General features: G+C 53.4%; 16 protein-coding genes. 9 read left to right on the top strand and 7 right to left on the bottom strand.

The window, feature by feature from the left end; all coding sequences use genetic code 11:
- The first annotated feature begins 3 nt into the window (after positions 1-3).
- The 6 genes from cbiD to SH580_RS14395 are packed head-to-tail and all read left to right on the top strand — an operon-like array spanning position 4 to position 7,608.
- Complete coding sequence (gene cbiD, locus SH580_RS14420) at positions 4-1,161, top strand: cobalt-precorrin-5B (C(1))-methyltransferase CbiD (protein ID WP_319831543.1); 1,158 nt, start codon at positions 4-6, stop codon at positions 1,159-1,161.
- Entirely contained in the window at positions 1,143-1,925 is a 783-nt protein-coding gene (locus SH580_RS14415) for an SAM-dependent methyltransferase (protein ID WP_319831542.1), read from the top strand. The genes cbiD and SH580_RS14415 overlap by 19 nt, the downstream gene beginning before the upstream one ends.
- Complete coding sequence (locus SH580_RS14410; RefSeq protein WP_319831541.1) at positions 1,922-2,347, top strand: hypothetical protein; 426 nt, start codon at positions 1,922-1,924, stop codon at positions 2,345-2,347. Before SH580_RS14415 ends, SH580_RS14410 begins: the two co-directional genes overlap by 4 nt.
- Positions 2,348-2,352: 5 nt before the next feature.
- The gene (cbiE, locus tag SH580_RS14405; RefSeq protein WP_319831540.1) at positions 2,353-3,579 is read left to right on the top strand and encodes a precorrin-6y C5,15-methyltransferase (decarboxylating) subunit CbiE; all 1,227 of its coding nucleotides are present in this window, start codon (positions 2,353-2,355) and stop codon (positions 3,577-3,579) included.
- A 4-nt stretch (positions 3,580-3,583) separates the two neighbouring features.
- Complete coding sequence (cobM, locus tag SH580_RS14400; RefSeq protein ID WP_319831539.1) at positions 3,584-6,235, top strand: precorrin-4 C(11)-methyltransferase; 2,652 nt, start codon at positions 3,584-3,586, stop codon at positions 6,233-6,235.
- 2 nt (positions 6,236-6,237) lie between these two features.
- Positions 6,238-7,608: a cobyrinic acid a,c-diamide synthase CobB gene (locus SH580_RS14395; protein ID WP_319831538.1), complete on the top strand. Its 1,371-nt coding sequence runs from the start codon at positions 6,238-6,240 to the stop codon at positions 7,606-7,608.
- A gap of 968 nt (positions 7,609-8,576) precedes the next feature.
- Here the strand turns inward: SH580_RS14395 and SH580_RS14390 are convergent.
- The 7 genes from SH580_RS14390 to SH580_RS14360 form a co-directional block, all read right to left on the bottom strand.
- Entirely contained in the window at positions 8,577-8,933 is a 357-nt protein-coding gene (locus tag SH580_RS14390) for a GxxExxY protein (protein ID WP_319831537.1), read from the bottom strand.
- Positions 8,934-10,052: 1,119 nt separating this feature from the next.
- On the bottom strand, positions 10,053-10,394 hold the full coding sequence (locus SH580_RS14385; RefSeq protein WP_319831536.1) for an ArsR/SmtB family transcription factor: 342 nt from the start codon (positions 10,392-10,394) through the stop codon (positions 10,053-10,055).
- A gap of 40 nt (positions 10,395-10,434) precedes the next feature.
- A complete protein-coding gene (locus SH580_RS14380; protein ID WP_319831535.1) occupies positions 10,435-11,235 on the bottom strand; it encodes a methyltransferase domain-containing protein in 801 nt (266 codons plus the stop codon).
- Between the two features lie 335 nt (positions 11,236-11,570).
- Positions 11,571-12,143: a PEP-CTERM sorting domain-containing protein gene (locus SH580_RS14375; RefSeq protein ID WP_319831534.1), complete on the bottom strand. Its 573-nt coding sequence runs from the start codon at positions 12,141-12,143 to the stop codon at positions 11,571-11,573.
- Between the two features lie 97 nt (positions 12,144-12,240).
- Positions 12,241-12,810 (bottom strand): PEP-CTERM sorting domain-containing protein, encoded by a 570-nt coding sequence (locus SH580_RS14370; protein ID WP_319831533.1) that lies wholly within the window; start codon positions 12,808-12,810, stop codon positions 12,241-12,243.
- An 87-nt stretch (positions 12,811-12,897) separates the two neighbouring features.
- Positions 12,898-17,124, bottom strand: coding sequence for an immunoglobulin-like domain-containing protein (locus tag SH580_RS14365; protein ID WP_319831532.1), 4,227 nt, complete (start codon positions 17,122-17,124; stop codon positions 12,898-12,900).
- A 271-nt stretch (positions 17,125-17,395) separates the two neighbouring features.
- Complete coding sequence (locus SH580_RS14360) at positions 17,396-18,559, bottom strand: aldo/keto reductase (RefSeq protein ID WP_319831531.1); 1,164 nt, start codon at positions 18,557-18,559, stop codon at positions 17,396-17,398.
- Between the two features lie 595 nt (positions 18,560-19,154).
- Here SH580_RS14360 and SH580_RS14355 point away from each other — a divergent pair.
- From SH580_RS14355 to cobU, 3 genes are read left to right on the top strand one after another with little or no spacing between them, the layout of a single operon-like run.
- Entirely contained in the window at positions 19,155-19,688 is a 534-nt protein-coding gene (locus SH580_RS14355) for a cob(I)yrinic acid a,c-diamide adenosyltransferase (protein WP_319831530.1), read from the top strand.
- Positions 19,685-20,485 carry a cobamide remodeling phosphodiesterase CbiR gene (gene cbiR, locus SH580_RS14350; RefSeq protein ID WP_319831529.1) on the top strand — a complete coding sequence of 267 codons (801 nt, stop codon included), beginning with the start codon at positions 19,685-19,687 and terminating at the stop codon, positions 20,483-20,485. The genes SH580_RS14355 and cbiR overlap by 4 nt, the downstream gene beginning before the upstream one ends.
- Entirely contained in the window at positions 20,476-21,012 is a 537-nt protein-coding gene (cobU, locus tag SH580_RS14345) for a bifunctional adenosylcobinamide kinase/adenosylcobinamide-phosphate guanylyltransferase (RefSeq protein WP_319831528.1), read from the top strand. The genes cbiR and cobU overlap by 10 nt, the downstream gene beginning before the upstream one ends.

Genomic DNA, 21,012 nt, shown 5'->3' with positions numbered 1-21,012 from the left:
TCGATGAGCGATACCTTGACACATCCGCAACCTGCCAAGCCCCTACGGGGTGGCTTTAGCACGGGGGCGTATTTGACCGCTACGGCTGTAGCGGCCTGTCATGCGTATTTGGGGCTGCCGTATGTATCCAAATTGAAAATACAATTCGCGGATGGTGTCGTGCGTGCAATCAATGTGGATGGCGCGCGTTTGCATGGGGATGCGAGTGCCGAGGCTTGGAGCATTAAGGATGCGGGTGAAGATGTGGATGCGACCAATGGCTTGCGGCTCACTTCTCAAGTGAACTTCGCCGTGGATCCCTCCCAGAGCTTTGAGGCGCGTGCGGAGGACTTTGTTGAAACGCTGGGCGCCGTGCGCTTTATTTTGCGTGGCGGCAGTGGGGTCGGCCTTGTGTCTCGCGATGGGCTTGATGTGCCGCGCGGCAAAGTGGCCATTAATCCCACGCCGCGCCGGATGTTGTGGACGAATCTGGCGGCTTTGGATTTGGGCCCTGTGCGTGAGGTCTTGATTGAACTGAATATCGAGCGGGGGGCGGAGGTTGCGCGCCGCACTTTGAATCCTAAGTTGGGCATTGAGAATGGGCTCTCGGTGCTCGGCACGACGGGCTTGGTGATTCCTTGCTCGCACGCCGCCTACATTGCGACCATTGAGTTGATGGTGCGCGGGGTCTATCGCTTGGGCGGTGATTCCGTTTCTCTGGTGACCGGCGGCCGCAGTCACCGCTGGCTCAAGACGCGCTACCCCGACGCCGAAGAGGCCGCGATCGTGCGCTTTGGTGATTTTATACGCGAGTCTTTGGAGTGCTGCGCGCAATATCACATGAGTGAGGTGCGGGTGGTCTGCATGGTCGGTAAATTGGCTAAATATGCACTGGGGATTCCTAATACGCATGCAAAGAAGGTCGAGCAGTCGCCGGAGAAGGTGGCTGAGTTGTTGCAGCGTTTGGGCTATGCGGAAGATCTGACTGCGGCGACTGATGACTGTCGCAGTGTGCGTGAGTTGCTGAGTCGTTTGGCGCCGGAGCAACAATTGCGAGTGATTGGTTTGCTGCGTGATGAGGCGGTACAGCAGTTGAGCCGCTGGGCGGGGGGCGCGCATTTACAGATTCATGTTTTAGATACGACAGGAGAAAGGGAGATACTATGCGAATCGAACGGATAATAGGAAATTTGCCCAAACTGACCGTGGCGCGGGCTGCTGGGCTGAGTGCCGCGCTGCTGGCCGAGCTGCTGAATGGTCGCTTGTCGTTGGTGCTTTGTCAGGGCTTGTCGGATGCGGATAAGGCTGCCGCGGGGCTGGATTGGTTTCGTTCGGATGCGGGCTATGTTTGTTTTGCGGTGGGAAACTCTATGCTGCAGCGCATACGCACACTCTTTGTCTCCAAGGTGGTGCTGGCGGGCGCTGCGCCGCGTCTGGGGATGTGCACGCTGGAGGCGGTCGAGGCGATGCGGCGTGCGGAGGTCTGCTTGCACGATACTTTGTTTGATCCTGAGATTTTAAAGCAACTGCCCGCGGACGCCGAGGTCGTGAATGTCGGCAAGCGCTGCGGCAAGCACGCGGTCAAGCAGCCAGAGATCAATCGTATGCTGCTGGATTATGCGCGCGAAGGCAAGCGTGTGCTACGACTGAAGGCCGGCGATCCGGGCATCTTCGGTCGTCTCTGTGAAGAGACGGATACCTTGAGTGAATACGCTCTGCCCTTTGAAGTGCAGGCGGCTGTCAGCAGTCTGTCGGCTGCCACTACCGCGACAGGACTTTTGCTGACGCGACGCTGCGTGCACCGTGGCTTTACCGTGATGACGCCGCGCTGCGCGGGTGGAGCGATCGGCGAGTTGGATCCGCGTTCGATGGACCTGCCGGTGGTGCTCTTTATGGCCACGCACATCTTAGAAGAGTCCTTTGCCAATTACAAAAATGCGGCATGACCGCCGAAACGCCGGCTTCGATTATCTTCGATGCCGGCACGCCACAGCAAACCGTGATTACGGGCACGGTCGCGACGCTGCCAGGCATGGTGGCGGACTTGCCGAGTCGCACGGGGCTGGTCTACGCCGGCACGGGCGCGGGCTACGAATTGTGGCCAGACTTTACCGCGCTGAGTGGTCGGCGTATAAGAATAATGGATACGGATAATGTAGGACTGATGCGCCGCGTGCTCGATTTAGGCGGCGCGGTGGAATCCGAATCCGCTGAGCCACCGCATTCCAGGTTAGGAGTCCCGCCTTTAGGCGGCACAGTGGATCCCGCAGCGGCCGCGGCCGAAGTGTATAGCATAGATGAGTTAGAACTCTTCGCCGAGCAGCAGGTGCTAGCTGCATTTAAACAGGAGCTCGCCGCGAGGGCGTGATAGAGATGACTGGATCCTTAACAATTATTAGTTGCGGCACGCGTGTGGCCGACCTGTCGACGGCCGCTCGACAGGCGGTGGAGGACTGTGATCTGCTCTACGGTGGCGCGCGTTTGTTGGATTGGTTTTCCGAGTCGCGGGCAGAGAAGATGAAGCTGAGCGGGAAGCTGGCTCAGGAGATTGAATCTCTGGTCGCACTCTCGCAGACTCGGCATGTGGGGGTCTTGGCCTCGGGGGATGCGTCTTTTTTCGGCATCGCGGCGCGCTTTCGTCAGCGGGTGCCGGCTGAGCGTCTGGTGGTCTTGCCTGGGATCAGTGCCATGCAGGCGGCCTGTGCCAAGGTCGGCATCGATTGGGCGGGCTGTGATTTCTTTAGTATTCACGGTCGTGAGCTGCGCTTGCCCTGGCGGAAAATTCTACAAAGCCAGTGTGCGGTGGTGTATGGCGATCCGCAACGCACGCCGGCATGGATGGCGGCGGAGTTGATGCGTCATTATCCGGCTGCGGCTACGCGTGCGGCGGTGCTGTTGGAAAATCTGGGCAGCGTCGATGAAAACATTCAGCGTGGCCCTTTGAGTCAACTTGCCTCGGCGCAATGTGGGGGGCTGTCGATGTTGATCCTGTTGCCCTCTGCGGATGCATCTGCCTCGGAGGGGAGTTCGTATGCGGAGCTCTCGTTGGGATTGCCGGACGATGACTATGAACATGCGATGAATATGATCACGCACCCGGAAGTGCGCGCGGTGGCGCTGGCTAAGTTGCGCCTGCGCCCGGGCGTGCTGTGGGATCTTGGGGCGGGCAGTGGATCGGTCGGCATCGAAGCTGCGGGGCTGATCGAGGGGCTGCAAGTTTACAGTGTTGAAAAACATGCGGATCGTGCGGATATGGTGGCACACAACATCGCTGCACAAGGCTTGAATAATGTGCAGCTGGTGCGTGGGCGCACTTTGGATGTGTGCGCCGAATTGCCCCGGCCGAATGCAGTCTTTATTGGTGGCGGTGGACGTGAGATCGGCGCGATTGTTGAATCCGCGCTGGAGGCCTTACCCGTTGGCGGTCGCCTCGTGGCCACCGCGGTTTTGGCGGATACGATCGAGCAATTGAATCACGTCGCGCCTGAGCAACGGGTCGAGTGGCTGGAGCTCTCGATCAATCGCGCGCGAGCTTTGGCCCACAGTTATCTGATGACGGCGGATACGCCGATCCATCTCTTTGTCTTTCAAAAAAAATAATCTTATGAAACCAGGTATCGTTACTTTTGCTGGCGCCGGCCCCGGCGCTCCTGATCTGCTTACTGTACGTGCGCACGCCGCGATTGCGGATGCGGATGTGATCGTGTATGCGGGCTCTTTAGTCAGCCCGGAAGTTCTATCGCATGCTAAGGCGACTTGTGTGCGTCACGACAGCGCGGGCTTGGATCTGGATGCGACCACTGAGATCTTAGTCAAAGCTGCGCGCGCGGGCTTGCGTGTGCTACGGCTCCACACTGGCGACCCTTCCATCTATGGCGCCACGGCTGAGCAAATGCGCCGCTTGGATGCGGCTGGCATTCACTATGCAACCATCCCCGGCGTGAGTGCTGCCTTTGCGGCGGCGGCGGCCTTAAATGCGGAACTGACTCAGCCGGGCATCACTCAAACGGTGATGATTAGTCGTCGTGCGGGGCGCACTCCGGTGCCGGAACGTGAAGCCATCGCGGGGCTGGCCAAGCACGGCACGAGTTTAGCGCTGTATTTGAGTGTGAGTGACATGCCGGGTCTGGTCGCTGAACTGTTGCAGGCGGGGGCCTATACGAAAGAGACTGCGGCCGCAGTGGTTTATCGTGCGAGTTGGCCTGACGAGAAGCTTGTGCGTGGCCGCTTGGGCGATATTGCGGAAAAGGTCCGTGCTGCCGGGATTACGCGTCAGGCTTTGATTTTGGTCGGTGATGCGCTCGGCGGACAGGGGGACGATTCTTTACTCTATGATAGTAGTTTTTCGCACGGCTATCGTGCGGCCTCGACCAAGCCTGCGGCTGTCAAACCGGAGCCTGTGCTCACGGAGTGTGAGCCTTTGGTCCGCTTTGGCGGCCGGGTGGCTGTCTATGGCTTGACTGGTGAGGGCGTGGCTCGGGCACAAGGGCTCGCGGATATGTTGGACGCCACGGCATTCGTGAGCGAAAAGCATGCGCCTGCAGCAGTGGACTTGCTCGCAAATGTGCAGTGCTTCGCACCGGAGGATTTGGGAGCGCTGGTGGCGGCACAATGGTCTGCCTTCGATGCGCATGTCTTCGTGATGGCGACGGGCATTGTGGTGCGTAAGATTGCCGAGCTTTTACAGTCGAAGGAAGTGGATCCTGCGGTGGTGGTGATGGATGAGAAGGCGGGGTTCGCCCAGAGTTTAGTCGGAGGACATTTGGGGGGTGCCAATCGTTTGGTGGGCGACATCGCTCGGCTCACGGGTGCGCAAGCGGTGGTCTCGACTGGCACCGATACACAGGGCTTGCTGGCTTTTGACGAATTGGCTGCGCAACAGGGCTGGCGCATCGAGAACCGTGACGGCATTGTCGCTTTGAACGCTGCCTTATTGGAAGGCAAAAGTATTGGACTGTTGGGCTTTAGTTCCAAGGAGGCGGCGGGCTACGCGGACGTCGAACATGTGCGTTGTTATGAAAATTTGGATACGGCCGAAGCTGCCGAGTTGCTGGTTTGTTTGGATGCGCCCGTTGGCGACGATCCTCGGACGTGTTTGCAACTCTCGCGTCTGCCACTTGTGGTCGGGGTGGGCTGCAAGCGTGGCGTCTCGGCAGAGCGAATCGAGGCGGCGATTCGCCGTGGTTGTTTGCGTTACGGAATCGATCCGGCGCGGATTCAGCAACTGGCCTCGGTGGATGTGAAGGCGGACGAAGTGGGCCTGCTGGAAGTGGCCAAGACGCATGCTTGGGAGACGCATTTCTTTGCTGCGGCTGAATTGGAACAACAAGTGGTTCCCAATCCGTCTGCCTTTGTTTCGAAGAATGTCGCGACGCCCTCCGTGGCGGAGGCTGCTGTGCGGGTCTGTGGACGCGGGCGTTTACTCACGCCGAAGCAAAAAGACGATGGGGTGACGGTGGCGATCGGCACTGTGGGCTCCTTGTCTGCTGCGGCCGATGCCAAGCCGCAGCGGGGAATTATTTATGCCATCGGCCTTGGACCGGGCACGCGTGCGGGCATGACCGAAGAGGCGCGGCAAGCGATCCGCGGCGCGGATAAAGTGGTCGGCTACACGACTTATTGCCGTCAAGTGCGTTGGCTCACGCAGGGGCGTCAGGTGTATTCCACTGGTATGCGTTCGGAGATCGAGCGTTGCGATGCTGCGGTGCGGATGGCTGCGGAGGGGCAGTCGGTGGCGCTCATTTGCTCGGGTGACTCTGGGATCTATGGCATGGCGGGCTTGATTCTGGAACGCGTCGAAGCCTTGGGCGAGGCGCAGGTAGATGTGGAAGTGATCGCGGGGGTGACCTCTTCCAGCTCGGCTGCGGCCGCGGTGGGGGCTCCTTTGATGAATGACTTTGCCACGATTAGTTTGTCCGATCTGTTGACCCCGCGTGAGTGGATTAAGAAGCGTGTGAACGCGGTGGCCGAAGCGGGCCTGGTCTGCACGCTCTATAATCCGCGCAGCCGCAAGCGGCGTGAGCTCTTGGATGAGGTGCTGGCGACTTTTGCCAAGCATCGCGGGGATGGGGTGCCGGTCGCATTGGTGCGTGATGCTGGACGCCCGAAACAATGGAAGTGGGTGGGGCCGTTGAAGGATCTGCCGATCGATGAGATTGGGATGACTACTATGCTGATCATTGGCAATGAGCAGACGCGCATGATTCATGGTCACATGGTCACCCAGCGCGGCTATCAAAAAAAGGAGGCTTTTTAAACATGGGGCAGCCCCGGCATAGTTTTTGTATCGCAGGCACCCAGTCCGGATCGGGCAAGACGACGCTGACGTTGGGCCTGATGGCGGCGCTGCGCCAACGGGGGCTGACGGTGCAGCCTTTTAAATGCGGTCCCGACTATATTGATGCCGGGCACCACCGTCATGCCGCCGGTCGAATTTCGCGTAATCTGGATTCCTGGATGATGCCTCCTGCGAGTATTCCTGCAACTTTTCAAAACGCTTGCGCAGGAGCTGATGTCGCTGTCTGCGAGGGTGTGATGGGGCTCTTCGATGGCGCCAGTTCCACCGAGCTTAAGGGCAGCACGGCTGAGATTGCCTTGTTGACAGATATGCCGGTTGTCTTGGTGGTGGATGCGCGGGCGATGGCGCGCTCGATCGCTGCTTTGGTGGCGGGCTATGTGCATTTTGAAAAAGACTTACGCGTGTGCGGTATCATCGCGAATCGCGTCGGTAGCGAGGGGCACGCGCGGATCTTGCGTGAAGCGCTGGCCGCGGCGGGCTTGCCACCCTTGCTGGGGTGCTTGCCGCGGGATGAGGCCTTTCATATGCCGGAGCGTCATCTCGGACTTGTCGCGGATACCGAAGACGCAGGTGTCGCAGATCGCATTGAGACGCTCGCGACGGCAGTGGAGTCGGCTGTCGATATCGATCAACTGCTGGAATGTAGTCGAAACCTCAATACGAAAAAACAAGCTGAAGTCGCCCGGTCCACTGTGCCAGTAAAGCTGCGCATGGGCCTCGCGCGGGATGCGGCATTTTATTTTTATTACGAAGACAACCTCGATGCCCTGCGTGCACGTGGGGTGGAGCTAGTGGAGTTTTCCCCGCTCAACGATGCCGCGCTGCCTGAAGATTTGGACGGGCTCTATATCGGCGGTGGATTTCCGGAGCAATTTAGCGCCGAACTGAGTTCTAATATCGCGATGCATGCCGCCTTGCGCGCCTTCGCTGAGAGTGGACGGCCCATCTTCGCGGAATGCGGCGGCTATATGTATTTGTGTCGCAGTTTGGAACTGCCGGACGGTAATCGCTTGCCGATGGCGGGTGTGCTGGCAGCGGATTGTGTGATGCGCGACAAGCGTCAACGGCTCGGTTATACAAAAGCCCGCAGCTTACAGGCTGGCATCTTCGGCTCCGCCGGCACCAACTTACGGGGACATGAATTCCACTGGTCCGAAGTTGTGCCCGATCCTGGGCAGACCGCACTCTTCGAGGTTAGCGACGCCCACGGGCGCCGACAAGAGCAAGTCGGCATACAGCAAGGCAATACCCACGCCTCCTATTTTCATCCCCATTTCGCCTCCAACCCCGCCGCTGTCGACGCATGGGTCACCGCACTAGAGAGCGACTGAGCTGAGGCATTTTTTAAACCGCTTATGGACGCTTAAAAAATGACGACCAACGAGCCCGTCCGATGCAGGGTTGTTGAGTGGGTGTGATTGACTCGGCCGTTGGCGAGTCTTCTGTAAGCGTGCTTAAGCGGTTCCCGGCTTTGCCGGCAGCTGAGCATGAGCCAACTGATCTGAGGCATTTTTTAAACCGCTTATGGACGCTTAAAAAGGACGGCCAACGGGCCCGTCCGATGCAGAGTTGTTGAGTGAGTGTTGATTGACTCGGCCGTTGGCGAGTCTTCTGTAAGCGTGCTTAAGCGGTTCCCGGCTTTGCCGGCTATCCGAGCATGAGCACTGATCTGACGTATCTTTTTCAACCGCTTATGGACGCTAAAAAAGGACGGCCAACAGGCCCGTCCAAGACAGAGTTGTTGAGTGGGGTTGATTGACTCGGCCGTTGGCGAGTCTTCCGTAAGCGTGCTTAAGCGGTTCCCGGCTTTGCCGGCTATCCGAGCATGAGCACTGATCTGACGTATCTTTTCAACCGCTTATGGATGCTTAAAAAGGACGGCCAACGGGCCCGTCCAATGCCAGAGTTGTTGAGTGGGTGTGATTGACTCGGCCGTTGGCGAGTCTTTTGTAAGCGTGCTTAAGCGGTTCCCGGCTCTGCCGGCTATCCGAGCATGAGCTACTGATCTGACGTTTCTTTTTCAACCGCTTATGGACGCTTAAAAAGGACGGCCAACAGGCCCGTCCGATGCAGAGTTGTGGAGTGAGTGTGATCGACTCGGCCGTTGGCGAGTCTTCTGTAAGCGTGCTTAAGCGGTTCCCGGCTCCGCCGGCTTTCCGAGCATGAGCACTGATCTGACGTGTCTTTTTAAACCGCTTATGAACGCTTAAAAGGGACGGCCAACGGGCCCGTCCGATGCAGAGTTGTTGAGTGAGTGTGATCGACTCGGCCGTTGTCTATCCGTTTAGACGATTGGCTGTTACTTCGGAATATAGTCTTTTAGAACGAAGCGTTTCCATTCTACGGATTCTTTCGGACGAAAATTGATTAAATAGCCCACTGCTTTACGCGTGATGTGCATGTAATTGAGGAGCTGTTGCTCGTGTTCGGGAGTGAGTGCTTTTGTTGCTTTGAGCTCTGTCACAATCTCTCCGTAAACTAGGAGATCTGGGATATAGGTTTTCTTCAATTTGTGTCCTTTGTAGAACACTGCTAATTCTGTTTTGGGTTCGAACGGGATATTTCTCAGGCTAAGTTCTCGTTCGAGACTTTCTTGATAGATCTCTTCACTAAGGCCACCGCCCAATTCTCTGTAAACTTCGAAGGTTGCGCCCATAAGGGAATAACCTTCATGACCTAAGTATTGTGTGTTTAATTCCGTCATGCGGAAAAGTTCACATAATTCACGTTATTTCACAACGCCAAAAAATGTCAGCCCCTCCTGTTGTCGGATGATTTTTAACCGTGCCTGGAGGCTTAAGGCGGGCGCCCAATGCGCCCGTCCAATACAGGGGTGTTAAGTGGATGTGATCGACTCGGCCGTTGGCGAGTCTTCCGTAAGCGTGATTAAGCGGTTCCCGGCTCTGCCGGCTTTCCGAGCATGAGCACTGATCTGACGTATCTTTTTCAACCGCTTATGGACGCTAAAAAAGGACGGCCAACAGGCCCGTCCAAGACAGAGTTGTTGAGTGGGGTTGATTGACTCGGCCGTTGGCGAGTCTTCCGTAAGCGTGCTTAAGCGGTTCCCGGCTTTGCCGGCTATCCGAGCATGAGCACTGATCTGACGTATCTTTTCAACCGCTTATGGATGCTTAAAAAGGACGGCCAACGGGCCCGTCCGATGCCAGAGTTGTTGAGTGGGTGTGATTGACTCGGCCGTTGGCGAGTCTTTTGTAAGCGTGCTTAAGCGGTTCCCGGCTCTGCCGGCTATCCGAGCATGAGCTACTGATCTGACGTTTCTTTTAACCGCTTATGGACGCTAAAAAAGGACGGCCAACAGGCCCGTCCGATGCAGAGTTGTTTAGTGGTGTTGATTGACTCGGCCGTTGGCGAGTCTTTTGTAAGCGTGCTTAAGCGGTTCCCGGCTTTGCCGGCAACTGAGCATGAGCCACTGATCTGAGGCATTTTTTTAACCGCTTATGGATGCTTAAAAAGGACGGCCAACGGGCCCGTCCGATGCCAGAGTTGTTGAGTGGGTGTGATTGACTCGGCCGTTGGCGAGTCTTTTGTAAGCGTGCTTAAGCGGTTCCCGGCTCTGCCGGCAGCCGAGCATGAGCGACTGATCTGACGTGTTTGTTTTAACCGCTTATGGACGCTTAAAAAGGACGGCCAACGGGCCCGTCCAATGCCAGAGTTGTTGAGTGGTGTGATTGACTCGGCCGTTGACGAGTCTTTTGTAAAAATAACGGAACGTCTCCATTGGAGCCTACAATCGTGGTTCTCGTGTTGGCTTTGTTTAAGTAATAGCGAGGCGTTCTTTCTCTGCGCGAATCTCTGCGGGACTTCGTGTCAGTACGGGGTCGTTACGCTGGAGGAGGGCGAGCATGTCGAGGACTAAGTCTTGGCGGCTTAAGTAGTAGCAACGTTGTGTGCCTTCTTGAGCGTAATCGACGAGCTCGGCATGCCGCAGGACGGAGAGATGTTGAGAAATGTTAGCCTGACGCGCGGGTAGCAAATCTTCCATGTCGGTTACGCACTTGGGCCCAGAAACCAATTCTTGTAGAATGGCCAAACGGGTCGGGTGCGAGAATGCTTTCAACAGTTCGGAGGTGGCGCGGGAATCATTTGAATTCGGCATGGTGAGTTTTGTTGCTTAACAGAAGAACGCAAATAGGCGCTTATGAGTGGGATGCGTAAAAGGTGAAGAAGGCTCCAGAGGCGAAGAAGGTGTCGTTGTCGTGGGACGCATGCATGGCATCGACCCATTGCTGGCCCTCTTCTTCGGAGAGGACATTGAGCGCCGGGAGAATACCGGCAAATCCTCGCACGCTCGACAACCAGTAGTCGCCACGTCCGCACTCCGATAGGATGACGGAACGATGGCTATTTAAACTGAGTCCGGCTGCTTTTAAATAACGTGGCATCTGCCGGCAGAGGTCCGGATGTGTGGCGACTGCCGAAGTCAGCAGGTGATCCACGCGACGCATAGCCTCGTAGCTTTCTTGGCCGTAGGTGGTTCCTGCGTGGTCGGCATCAAAGACGATCAATTGACCCGTCGGCGCCAGCACGCGCGCGGTTTCTTGTAGCAACGACAGTGGATTCGGCACATGACTCAGCAAAGTGTGCATGACAATGACATCGAAAGAGCGCTCTTCGTAAGGCAACGCGCCTGGCTGGATGTGGTCCCAGTGAATGCCTTGCGCAAGATCCTGTCGCCGCCCCTTGGCCAGTAGAACATCGCTGATGTCGGCCCCATGGATCTCGGAGTCCGAGTGAAGCGCGTTCGCTAAGCGCCTTGCCACTACACCCGTGCCGCAGCCGAGGTCTAATGCGCGCAGAGGCTGATCGCTTGGGATCGAGTCAATATAATCGTCGATCATCTTTTGAAAGAAAGCATGCTGACCGCGCTCTTCTAAGCGAGTGATCATTGCCTGCTGGGTGCGATCTGTTTGAGAGTCTGGATTGGTGTAAGGGTCCATATGCTTGCTGTAAGTTGTCAGGGAAGTCTGGCTTTGCGCTGTCTCAGTGGGGTGATGTCATGCAGGTATTAATAATCTACGAATGAAACAATATTCGAATGTTCGAATGTTGTTTGTAGCATTGAGTTTATAGTCAAGGCCTGAGTTTGCGGATGGCGGGATTGTCCCGGATGAATTTGCTCAAGTCTCTGCAGAATACTGCTGACAAAAAAAATCTAAATCCTTACAGCTAACGACAGAGTTCGTGTCGGTCGCTCAACTTGTTATAAAAAAAGGTTGGATACACCTTGCAGCGCATCCAACCTTCTTAATTTAAAATTTTGGCCAAATAGAAGTTACGATTGACGCTTTCTACGCCGACTCGCGAACCCGAGGGCAGCGCATCCCACTAGTAAGGCTGCGGACGAGGGTTCAGGAACAATCGTCACATGCATCGAATCAGCATTTGCTCCGCTGCCCCAAGTCCAAGAATAGCTTCCAACATTCAGCTCAAGACTTTCCAGCGATTCTCCGGCCCAGATGCCAGACCCGCTTAAAGGATCACCCGAAACATAGCCAACAGGTACAACAATTGAAGATCCACCACTTCCGAACCCCATCGCGTCTCCCGAAACCGATGTTGCCGGTGTGTATCCATCAGTGCCTAAAACACCTCCACCGGGCCCAGTAACAGTCACTAAATATGAATTATCAGACGCACCAATGGTAAAAAAACCAAATGCAAGATTCAATCCTTTAATGTCATTGCTCGCTGCTGCGGACAATTCAGTTGTATTAATTGTTCCGCTACCAGTGATTACGACATCTGACCCAATTTCTTGAATCTGAATATTAACTATAGCATCAGCTGAAGTAGTAAAGGTGGCAAGCCCGAGCGCTAATGCAATTAAGGAATTTTTATTATTCATATTATCAAAATTATTAACGATAATTTCAGAGTATACATCTCACGGAAATTTCAAGTCATTTTTGTCGCAACATTATGAATACGTTTAAGAGGGCACTTTATCCGCGATGTCTGCGGCGACGGACGATCGCAGCAATGGATGCCAGGCCTGTGATCATGGCGAAACTACTTGGCTCTGGAACTGTTGCCCAAGTGAGCGAGTTACTCTCGTTCGAATAAGTTCCGCCTTGATTTGGGTTTGATGTAATCCCAAAAACATCGCCCTCGACAATGATGGTCGCGTTGATGTTGTCGCCGGCGGTATAGCCTACGGGGGCTGCCACATTGTATTGATTGAACCCAAAGGCATCGCCATTGGTATCGAAAGTAAATCCGAATTGGGGCAGAGCGTTGCCATCGCTTAAAGTCAAGCCGCCGGAAGACCAGTCGAATTCACCGCCAAAATGCTCTATTAGCTGGGGGTTCATAAACCCGTTCTCATAACCTTCGACAGTAGTGTTGAGTTCAAAGCTATCCCATGAGCCACTCGCTTGGATAATTGTATTTAGTCCGTCATAAGAGATGGCTAAGTACATCGAAGCATTACTGGCATTTATTGAGCTCCCTAGGAATGCGATAATTAAGGCTGTTTTTTTAAGAGCGCGCGATTGGGACTTTGTGACTTTCATTGTTATTTTATCTAGGTGATTTTAAAGGCTGATTGCGTCGAGCCATCTCTTTCGTGACTAACGATTACAGGAGAGTTGAAGATTTGCCTACTCGCTGATTAATACGAAGCGGTAGAATCGCTTGGTTACTGTGGATGGATGGCTGGGGGTCTCTGGCAAACCGCGATCGATCCACTGTAGATGGGGGGCAGTGGCGGTTATTGTATCTGGAATGCGTGTCCATTTGACCAAGTCCTCACTGTACTCTATGGCGTATTGAGCTCCGGGGATGGCCTCGATTGCTAACTGCACACTGCCATCCTCCATGATCACCATTTGCTCTACGCTTATTTCGAACTCGTCTGGATTAATTACGTAAACGGTGCGTATCACTTCTGCGGAGACATTCCCAGAGGCATCAGCTGCGTTATAGGTGATGACATAGCTCCCGGCGGCATTGATATTTACGGCATTTCCCCCGATGACTAATGTCACATTAGGATCTCCCGCGTCGGATACTTGCGCCCCTAATTCAGTGTAAGCGCTGCCGTTGATTTGATGAATTATGGTGCTTGCGCCATTCAATGTAATTACTGGGGCCGTGGTATCCACCACTGTCACCGTGCGAATGACTTCAGCTGCAGCCAAGCCGTAACTGTCTATCACGTTGTAGGTGATCGCGTATTCGCCTGGGGTGTTGGCATCGACGCTGTCTCCACCCACGACAATATTATTGGAGATATCTCCATCTTCAGCATCGTGGGCACTTGCTCCTGGATCGGTGAAGGTTTCGATGCCAGCTTCGATTTGTATACTGGAGTCTCCCAGCAGTGTGATGACCGGAGGGGTGAGTTGCAGTTCATAGGCACCTAGGTCGACTGTGCCATTGCTGATGCGTCTCATTCCCAATTGGTCGATAGGTAATCTTTCGCTCAGGTCGCCATCCTCGTCGAGGTCGCCACTATCTGTAGGTAAGGCTGTATTTATGCCGGCATCGATGGCTGGACTGCCGGCAACGAGTGCGAAGCTGTGAACGCTTCCGCCGTGGTCACCGAATGAACTGATGAGGTCTGAGAGGGCATAGCCACTGGGGATTTCGAAGAGATTGTTCTCGTCGCTTACTTCAGGGAATAGGGCAACATTGTCATCACTGCTGACGGCACTACTGTTTCCGACAATGATGCTGTTTCGGATACTGATCGCATCGCTCGATTCGGATAATACACCGCCGGAATTTCCTTTCACACTGTGATTACCTGAAATAGTGCAGTTGAAGATCTGCATTGTTGCCGGCATGGATGGAGATATCTCAAAATTTAAGATGGCAGCGCCTCCACTGACTAAGGAATATTCTGATACGTTGCTGATATTGTTAGAGAAGGCGCTATTGACTAGGTTCAGTTCGGCATACTCGCTTAAGCTGATGTTGGCAATGCCTCCGCCCCCGTAGATTGCTTCGTTCTGAGAAAAGGCGGAGCTGTAGATTTGGACAACTCCAGCGGTGTTCATGATGGCGCCACCATAGCCAGCTAGGTTGTTCTCAAAGCTCAGATATTTGAGTATGAGCGTTCCGCCTTCGTTTAGAATGGCCCCACCATAATGGTTTTCAGAGATTCCCGGGGAGCCGTTCTGTAGGCTGAGGCTTTCCATTTTTATCGTGGTTGTGCTGCCTGATACCCGAAATATGCGGTAGCTGTTTTCTCCGGTGAGTATCGTTTCGTCCGCGCCCTCGCCAATGATACTGACGGATCGAGTGAGTTCTAATGTCGCTCCGGTGGCAAATTCGCCGCTGGCGAGATAGATTTTTCCACCGGTTTTCACCTGATGCAATGCATCCCCCATGTATGGAAAGGCATTGAAGCCATAGATTAAGCCGCTAACGGAACTGCCGTCTTTGGAAGTCCAGGTTACACTCTCTCCTATACTGGGGTAACTCGGATCGAAATCGGCAAGCTGATCAATATAGACTTTGTCAGGCTTGGTGAAGTAAGTGAATGCGCCGCTTACGGCAACGGGCACAGAATTGCCGTCATTTGAGTAGAGCGCATTACCCTGTATTTCGAGATAGACCTGGCTCATTCCAGAAATTTCATCGATCGAACCGAGCGTAATAATTACAGAGGTGCCAGACACTGTGAACGAAGAGGGGATCGCGTCGCCGGATTCAACGCTGCGGACGATGATGTCGCCCGAACCTGCTAACAAACTCATATTCGCAGTCAGCGTAATCGTGCTACCGGAATCCAGTTCGTAGGAATTTATACTTGGGACACTGGAAATGAGCTGAGGCTGCGTATCATAATATTCATACGCCCCGACATCTACAGCGCCGTCGCCGATTCGATTCGCACCACGTTGATCGGTCGTGAGTCCCGAAGGAATCGCTTTTTTATCGCCTGCATTATGAGCCGGACCACCCGGAATGATTGCGTGCGTTTGAGTCGCGCCACCGTTCTCTGCTAGTGATGCGATGATGTCGGCTACGGAATAGCCGGTTGGCGTATTGACAATATTGCCCCCCGCGCTGGTGATGGCAGAGTCTTCCCATAAGTTCACGCCACCTGCGCTGCCCGTGACAGAGTTACCCAGTAGGAGCGAATTGGCCAGTAGTAGCGTTTTTGCGTTGTAGATCCCACCTCCAAAAGTGGCCGTATTATTGGTGATCGTGCAGTTGTAGATTGCGGCTTCACTCCGTTCATTATAGAGCCCGCCACCTCTAGTGTGATTATTATAATTATTAGTGGCCTGATTGCCCGAGAGAGTCGTATTCGTCATGACTACCTCTCCGGGGCTAACGAGGATATCGCCAATCGCGGTGGTATAGTGGGTATATTCGGCGGAGTAGTTGTAGATCGCAGCGCCGTCTGATTTCGAGGTGTTCGCATTGAAAATACAGTTTTCGATCGTTGCAGTGCCTTGGTTATAGAGACCACCGCCATGATTTCCCGATGAGTTCTGCTCGATACGGGTGTCGATCAAGTTGAGCACTGCCCCATCATCGGGGAGTAATACGTTGTTTTCGTCACGGATTGCTGTTAGGTCGGTAGACCCGCCGGATGCGTTGTAAATACCACCTCCGTTTTGAGCTCGGGATGTATTTTGTGTGATCTGGCAGCGTGTTAGCTGAGCTTGTCCATCCTCGGAATTTCCGTAGGTGCCGTCCGTTTCATTATAGAGACCGCCTCCACTGTATCCAGAATTTGAGGCGAGCGAGCTGTCTTCCACAATTAGAATTCCTGCATTGAAGATGCCGCCTCCCTGGGCACTGGCGTAGTTGTTGGAAATTGAGGATCCGGTCAATGACACGTGGGTCGATTTTCCGATAGCGATCCCACCTCCATTGCCGGCGGTGCTGGTGTTCCCCTCGATCTCAGTGTCGATGATCGAGAGCGTGCCATTAGTGAGTGTATTGATGGCTCCACCATCGCTCTCGGCTTCGTTGTCTATCAGGGTGCAGCCTTCTAAGGATAGGCTGGCATTGTTGGAGGAATAAATGGCCGCCCCCGAATAGGCGGTGTTGGAATTGAGGACACTTCCTATAAGTGTTACGCTGGTATTTGCATCCATACTGATGGCTCCACCATTATTATAGCTGAAGTTATCACTGAGTATGCTGGATGTAATGGTCGCACTCCCTGATGCCATCGCAAGTGCGCCGCCGCTACCGCGATTCTGACTGAGCGTGCAGTTAGTTATAGTTAAGGTTCCGCTATTATAAATGCCGCCCCCGACAGTCACTGTATTATTAGAGATGATACAGCGCTCCAGTGTTAGAATGCCTGCATTGTTAATGCCGCCTCCCATGTGGTTTGAGGACGAACTGCCTCCGGTCACATTTCCTTGACCGTCGCTCACTGCGAGGTCGTAGAGGTAGACTGTCGTGTCGCTGCCGATAATATCGAGCACTCTGTATTCGCCGCTGTCGACCCCGTAGTCGCCATCAGAATTTCCGGATAGGATTGTCGTTTCGGCTCCGTCTCCCTGTAAGCTTAGATCCTTACTGATCACGAGGGTGGCACCTTCTTTGTAATTCCCAGCTGCGATGTAAACGGTTCCTCCAGGATCGACTGCATCGATGGCTTCCTGTAGCGAACTGAAAGCGTTGCTGCCATAGGTTAAACTTGAGACTTCTTTATCTGTTGCTGCCAGCCAAGTGACGCTGCTTCCCGATGACGGGGCAGATGGGCTGTAATCAGCAGCCTGATCGACGTAAACTTCAGAAACACCAAAGCCGAGACAGCTAGATGCAATGAACGCGATAATGATTAGAATACGGTGGTTTAGCATAGTAGGCCACCAAAAGTTTGTATGAGACCAACCGTAGCAATCATTCATTTTGAGTAGTAATACTCAAAATAAATACATGAAGGGGTTCTTTTTGCCCTCAGTTCTTCAGAGGACAAGATAGATTCTTACTTAATGCCCTAATGACTAATCATAATCGAAACCAATAGGTTAAGTGAGGACCTCACGCCTCATCCTTTGGAGCAAGTTGTGCGATCTTTTTCGATAAAGCACATCGGGCACCGATGAGAGTTGAGCTGCGCAACCGAAGGGCATTGGAGTCGCGTAGATTCAGTGCCCTTCAGTGATAGAATCGATTGGCTCAGCTTGGTGTGGGTGCGTCACTCATAATAAGCTTTTCAGATTTTAACTTGCTCCAGAATTCTGCAGGAATCTTAATTTTCATTGATTCAACATTCTCATCCAGTTGTTCCGAGGTGCGAGCACCTGGAATGATGGCTGATACGGTTGAAGGAGCTGCGGCAAATTGTAGTGCGGCTGTTTTGATGTCGATGCCATGCTGTTGAGCGATGGCACTGATTTTTGTGTATTTATCCTGCATTTCCTGAGGAATATAGCTGGAATAATTAAAGCGATTTCGTCCCGCTAAGAACCCGCCATTGAGTGGGGCTCCGACAACCACGGAAATGTCTCTTTCATCGAGAAGAGGGAAGGTTTTATCGAGGGCTTGCTGGTGGTCTAGAATCGAATACTGGAGCGCTAGTAGGCAAATGTCGGGATCCATTTGATCCAAGTAATTGTACAGAATATCAGGTGTATTGATGCCAAAGCCCCAGCCTTTGATGATGCCTTCATCTCGCATTTTTGTGAGCTCTGGGATTGCGCCTTTGAGAGCTTCATCAACGTATTGTGTCCAGTTTTCGCCCATATCACTGTTCTGCGGTGATAGATCGTGAATGTAGACGATGTCGAGTGACGAGACTCCGATGCGATGCAAGCTATCTTCAATTGAGCGGCGTGTGCCTGCGGCTGAATAATCGTAGTGATAGTGGAATGGTGATGGCTTGGCCCAGTGCCATTTTTTAGGTAATGGCTCTGCGGATGGTGTGAGAATACGCCCAACTTTAGAAGATAATACATAGTCTTCTCGTTTTTTGTTACGCAGCAAATCGCCAAAGCGTCGTTCGCTCAGGCTTAAACCATAGAAGGGGGAAGTGTCATAGTGCCTCACGCCTGAGTCCCAGGCAGCATGTAGCATTTTTAGAATTTCTTCATCGTTCGAAATTGTGTTGAAGCCATTGCCAGCAGCAAGCCCTCCAAGCCCCATCCGGTATTTCGGGCGATAATGTGTGCCCTGATTCTTAGAGTTGATTGGTAAGCCCGCATTTGCTGCTACATCACCCCGGGTATCCATTACTTGTGGGTTTGTTTTTCGAACTTTTAATGCTTGTGCCTGTGATGATTGAGTGAATACAGCTCCAATTCCAAGTGCTGCGCCTGCTTGTATAAATGCTCTTCTTTTCATAGGCCGGCAATTAAGGGCATCGGTTTGGGTTTGCAAACCCAAGTCTTTAAAAAATCCTAAATGACACAGATTTGTTACTTCTGCTTGAGGCTGATAATAAATGTTTTACAAAAACTTCAAGTTTTCAGGTTTTATAGATGTATAGTTATTTTCAATACAAAAAAGGCTATCGATTTTATGGATGTTTTAGGGCCGCCTTTTATTGGTTTCGAGTGGGGCTCGAATTCAATGTAATAACTCCATGCTTATCATCTACGGATCGGTGTTGCTTTGGGCGTGGTCACTCACGCCATCACAGCCTTGCTTACTGTGGTGCACTACAGGTGCATTAGGATCTGTGGGGCTGAGCATACACTTGTTCATACGTTTGTAATATTTATACTTTCGAGCACTTTCAAGAATTGGGCTCCTGTGTTGAAGAAAATGCTTAGACCTAGAGTGCGTTTTGCTTTTTCATTCTTGATTATTAAGAATGATTCTCGTAAATCATGATTATATGAACTTATTTTGCTGTGAATTGAAATTAAATATGCTACTTCATGGGGGTGTTCAACGGCTTTACTGATTTTGGCAGCGCAGCGGGATTGATACATTTATGACAACGACTTCAAGTAAGCAGCACTACCTGCAAATCTATACGGGGAACGGTAAGGGCAAGACGACTGCTGCCAGTGGACTGGTGCTACGCGCCGTGGCTGCGGGCTGGATGGTTTTCTTTGGGCAGTTCATTAAAAATAATCCTAGTGGTGAGTTGCGCATCATGAAGGAGCGCTTTCCTGAAGTGACGGTGGAGCAGTTTGGACGTGGTTTTTTTCTGCGTCGTGATCCTGAACCGGCGGATCGCCAAGCGGCGCAAGATGGACTCAACAGGCTGGCCGAGGTGATGGACTCCGGGGCTTATCGGATGATCATCGCGGACGAGATCATGATTGCTTTGAAATATAAACTGATCAGCGAGGCCGATGTGCTGGCGCTGGTCGAGCGTAATCAGGGGCAAGCGGAGTTGGTCTTTACCGGACGTTATGCGCCGGAGGCTTTGATTAAACGGGCGGATTTGGTGTCGGAGGTCGTCCCGGTCAAACATTATATGGAAGTGGGGGCTCCGGCCCGGCGTGGTATCGAATCATGAATGCTGAGTATCCATTCCGGCTAGGCACTACTTCCTTCATCCTGCCGGAGGATTATTTGCCCAATATACGTTTTTTGGCCGATCGGGTGGATGATATTGCTTTGCTTTTTTTCGAGCCTCTGACGGCGATGCCGGATTGGATTGATTTGGCGCTCAAGATTCGAACCGATCGTCAGCTGAGCTTTAGTGTGCACTTGCCGGCAGATGTGAAATTGGCTGCGACGGATGAGCGCATTCGCGAGGAGGCGGTGCGTGCCTGCGTGAAGGTGATCGAGGTGCTGGCACCTTTAGCGCCGGTGGCGTATGTGTGTCATGCTAATTCGGATACGCCGGCTGAGATGTCGTCGGCTGCCTTGGCGTCGTTGACGCGTTCGCTGCAAGCTTTGGGTGCGGCTTGTGGGGATCCGACTCGGATTTGTGTGGAGAATGTGGATCTGCCGCATGACAGTTTACGGGCTGCTTTGGATGCGGCCGGGGTGTCGATTTGTTATGATGTTGGGCATGCGCTGATGGCGGGGCAGGACGTCTTACAGGACTTGGCGAACTGGTTGCCGCGCTGCGGGGTCTTGCACTTGCACGGTGTGTGTGAGGGGCGCGACCATCATACGCTGGATTGCTTGCCTACGGATTTGTTGTCCGGTATTTTAGAACTCTATGCCTCGCCGCAGGGATTGGATTGGCGGGTCTTGACCTTGGAATTATTTAACCGCGCGCGCTGGGAGCGCTCTTTGCAATGCTTCGAGCAAGCCTGGGCATCGATCGAAGGAATACAAACGGAGGCAACCACATGTCGTTAGCTGGGAAAGTTGTTTTTGTGACCGGGGGCTGTCGCAGTGGGAAGAGCCGCTATGCGGAATCGCTGTGCACCGCTGTGCCCGGACCGCGGGCCTATATCGCGACCGCGGAGATCTTTGATGAGGAGATGCGCGAGCGGGTGCGCCTGCATCGTGCGCAGCGGGGCGATGCCTTTGATACCATCGAGGCACCGATTGATTTGGCGGCTGCCTTGTGCGGAGTGCCGGCTGGCACGACTGTGGTGATGGTCGACTGCTTAACGGTCTGGTTGGGGAATCTGATGCATCACTTGTCAGACTTTGATGAAGATTGCCCTGTGATCGTAGATTTTTTGCAAGCCTTGGGCGAGGTCTCGTGTCAGGTGGTGCTGGTGAGTAATGAGCTCGGCATGGGCATCGTGCCGGAGCATGCGATGAGTCGTCGCTTTCGTGATGTGGCGGGGCGGCTCAACCAGCGTGTGGCTGCCATCGCTGATGAAGCTTATTTAACTGTGAGTGGTTTGCCGATAAAGTTGAAAGGATCACAATAA

The sequence above is a fragment of the Coraliomargarita algicola genome, assembly GCF_033878955.1.
In the GTDB taxonomy this organism is placed as follows: Bacteria; Verrucomicrobiota; Verrucomicrobiia; order Opitutales; family Coraliomargaritaceae; genus Thalassobacterium; species Thalassobacterium algicola.
Note: the sequence above shows the minus strand (reverse complement) of the source record. Positions and strands in the feature narration are given on the sequence as shown.

Coding starts and splice junctions, on each gene's coding strand:
- cbiD (WP_319831543.1), top strand. CDS start 4: ATGAGCGATACCTTGACACATCCGCAACCTGCCAAGCCCCTACGGGGT.
- SH580_RS14415 (WP_319831542.1), top strand. CDS start 1,143: ATGCGAATCGAACGGATAATAGGAAATTTGCCCAAACTGACCGTGGCG.
- SH580_RS14410 (WP_319831541.1), top strand. CDS start 1,922: ATGACCGCCGAAACGCCGGCTTCGATTATCTTCGATGCCGGCACGCCA.
- cbiE (WP_319831540.1), top strand. CDS start 2,353: ATGACTGGATCCTTAACAATTATTAGTTGCGGCACGCGTGTGGCCGAC.
- cobM (WP_319831539.1), top strand. CDS start 3,584: ATGAAACCAGGTATCGTTACTTTTGCTGGCGCCGGCCCCGGCGCTCCT.
- SH580_RS14395 (WP_319831538.1), top strand. CDS start 6,238: ATGGGGCAGCCCCGGCATAGTTTTTGTATCGCAGGCACCCAGTCCGGA.
- SH580_RS14390 (WP_319831537.1), bottom strand. CDS start 8,933: ATGGGCGCAACCTTCGAAGTTTACAGAGAATTGGGCGGTGGCCTTAGT.
- SH580_RS14385 (WP_319831536.1), bottom strand. CDS start 10,394: ATGCCGAATTCAAATGATTCCCGCGCCACCTCCGAACTGTTGAAAGCA.
- SH580_RS14380 (WP_319831535.1), bottom strand. CDS start 11,235: ATGGACCCTTACACCAATCCAGACTCTCAAACAGATCGCACCCAGCAG.
- SH580_RS14375 (WP_319831534.1), bottom strand. CDS start 12,143: ATGAATAATAAAAATTCCTTAATTGCATTAGCGCTCGGGCTTGCCACC.
- SH580_RS14370 (WP_319831533.1), bottom strand. CDS start 12,810: ATGAAAGTCACAAAGTCCCAATCGCGCGCTCTTAAAAAAACAGCCTTA.
- SH580_RS14365 (WP_319831532.1), bottom strand. CDS start 17,124: ATGAATGATTGCTACGGTTGGTCTCATACAAACTTTTGGTGGCCTACT.
- SH580_RS14360 (WP_319831531.1), bottom strand. CDS start 18,559: ATGAAAAGAAGAGCATTTATACAAGCAGGCGCAGCACTTGGAATTGGA.
- SH580_RS14355 (WP_319831530.1), top strand. CDS start 19,155: ATGACAACGACTTCAAGTAAGCAGCACTACCTGCAAATCTATACGGGG.
- cbiR (WP_319831529.1), top strand. CDS start 19,685: ATGAATGCTGAGTATCCATTCCGGCTAGGCACTACTTCCTTCATCCTG.
- cobU (WP_319831528.1), top strand. CDS start 20,476: ATGTCGTTAGCTGGGAAAGTTGTTTTTGTGACCGGGGGCTGTCGCAGT.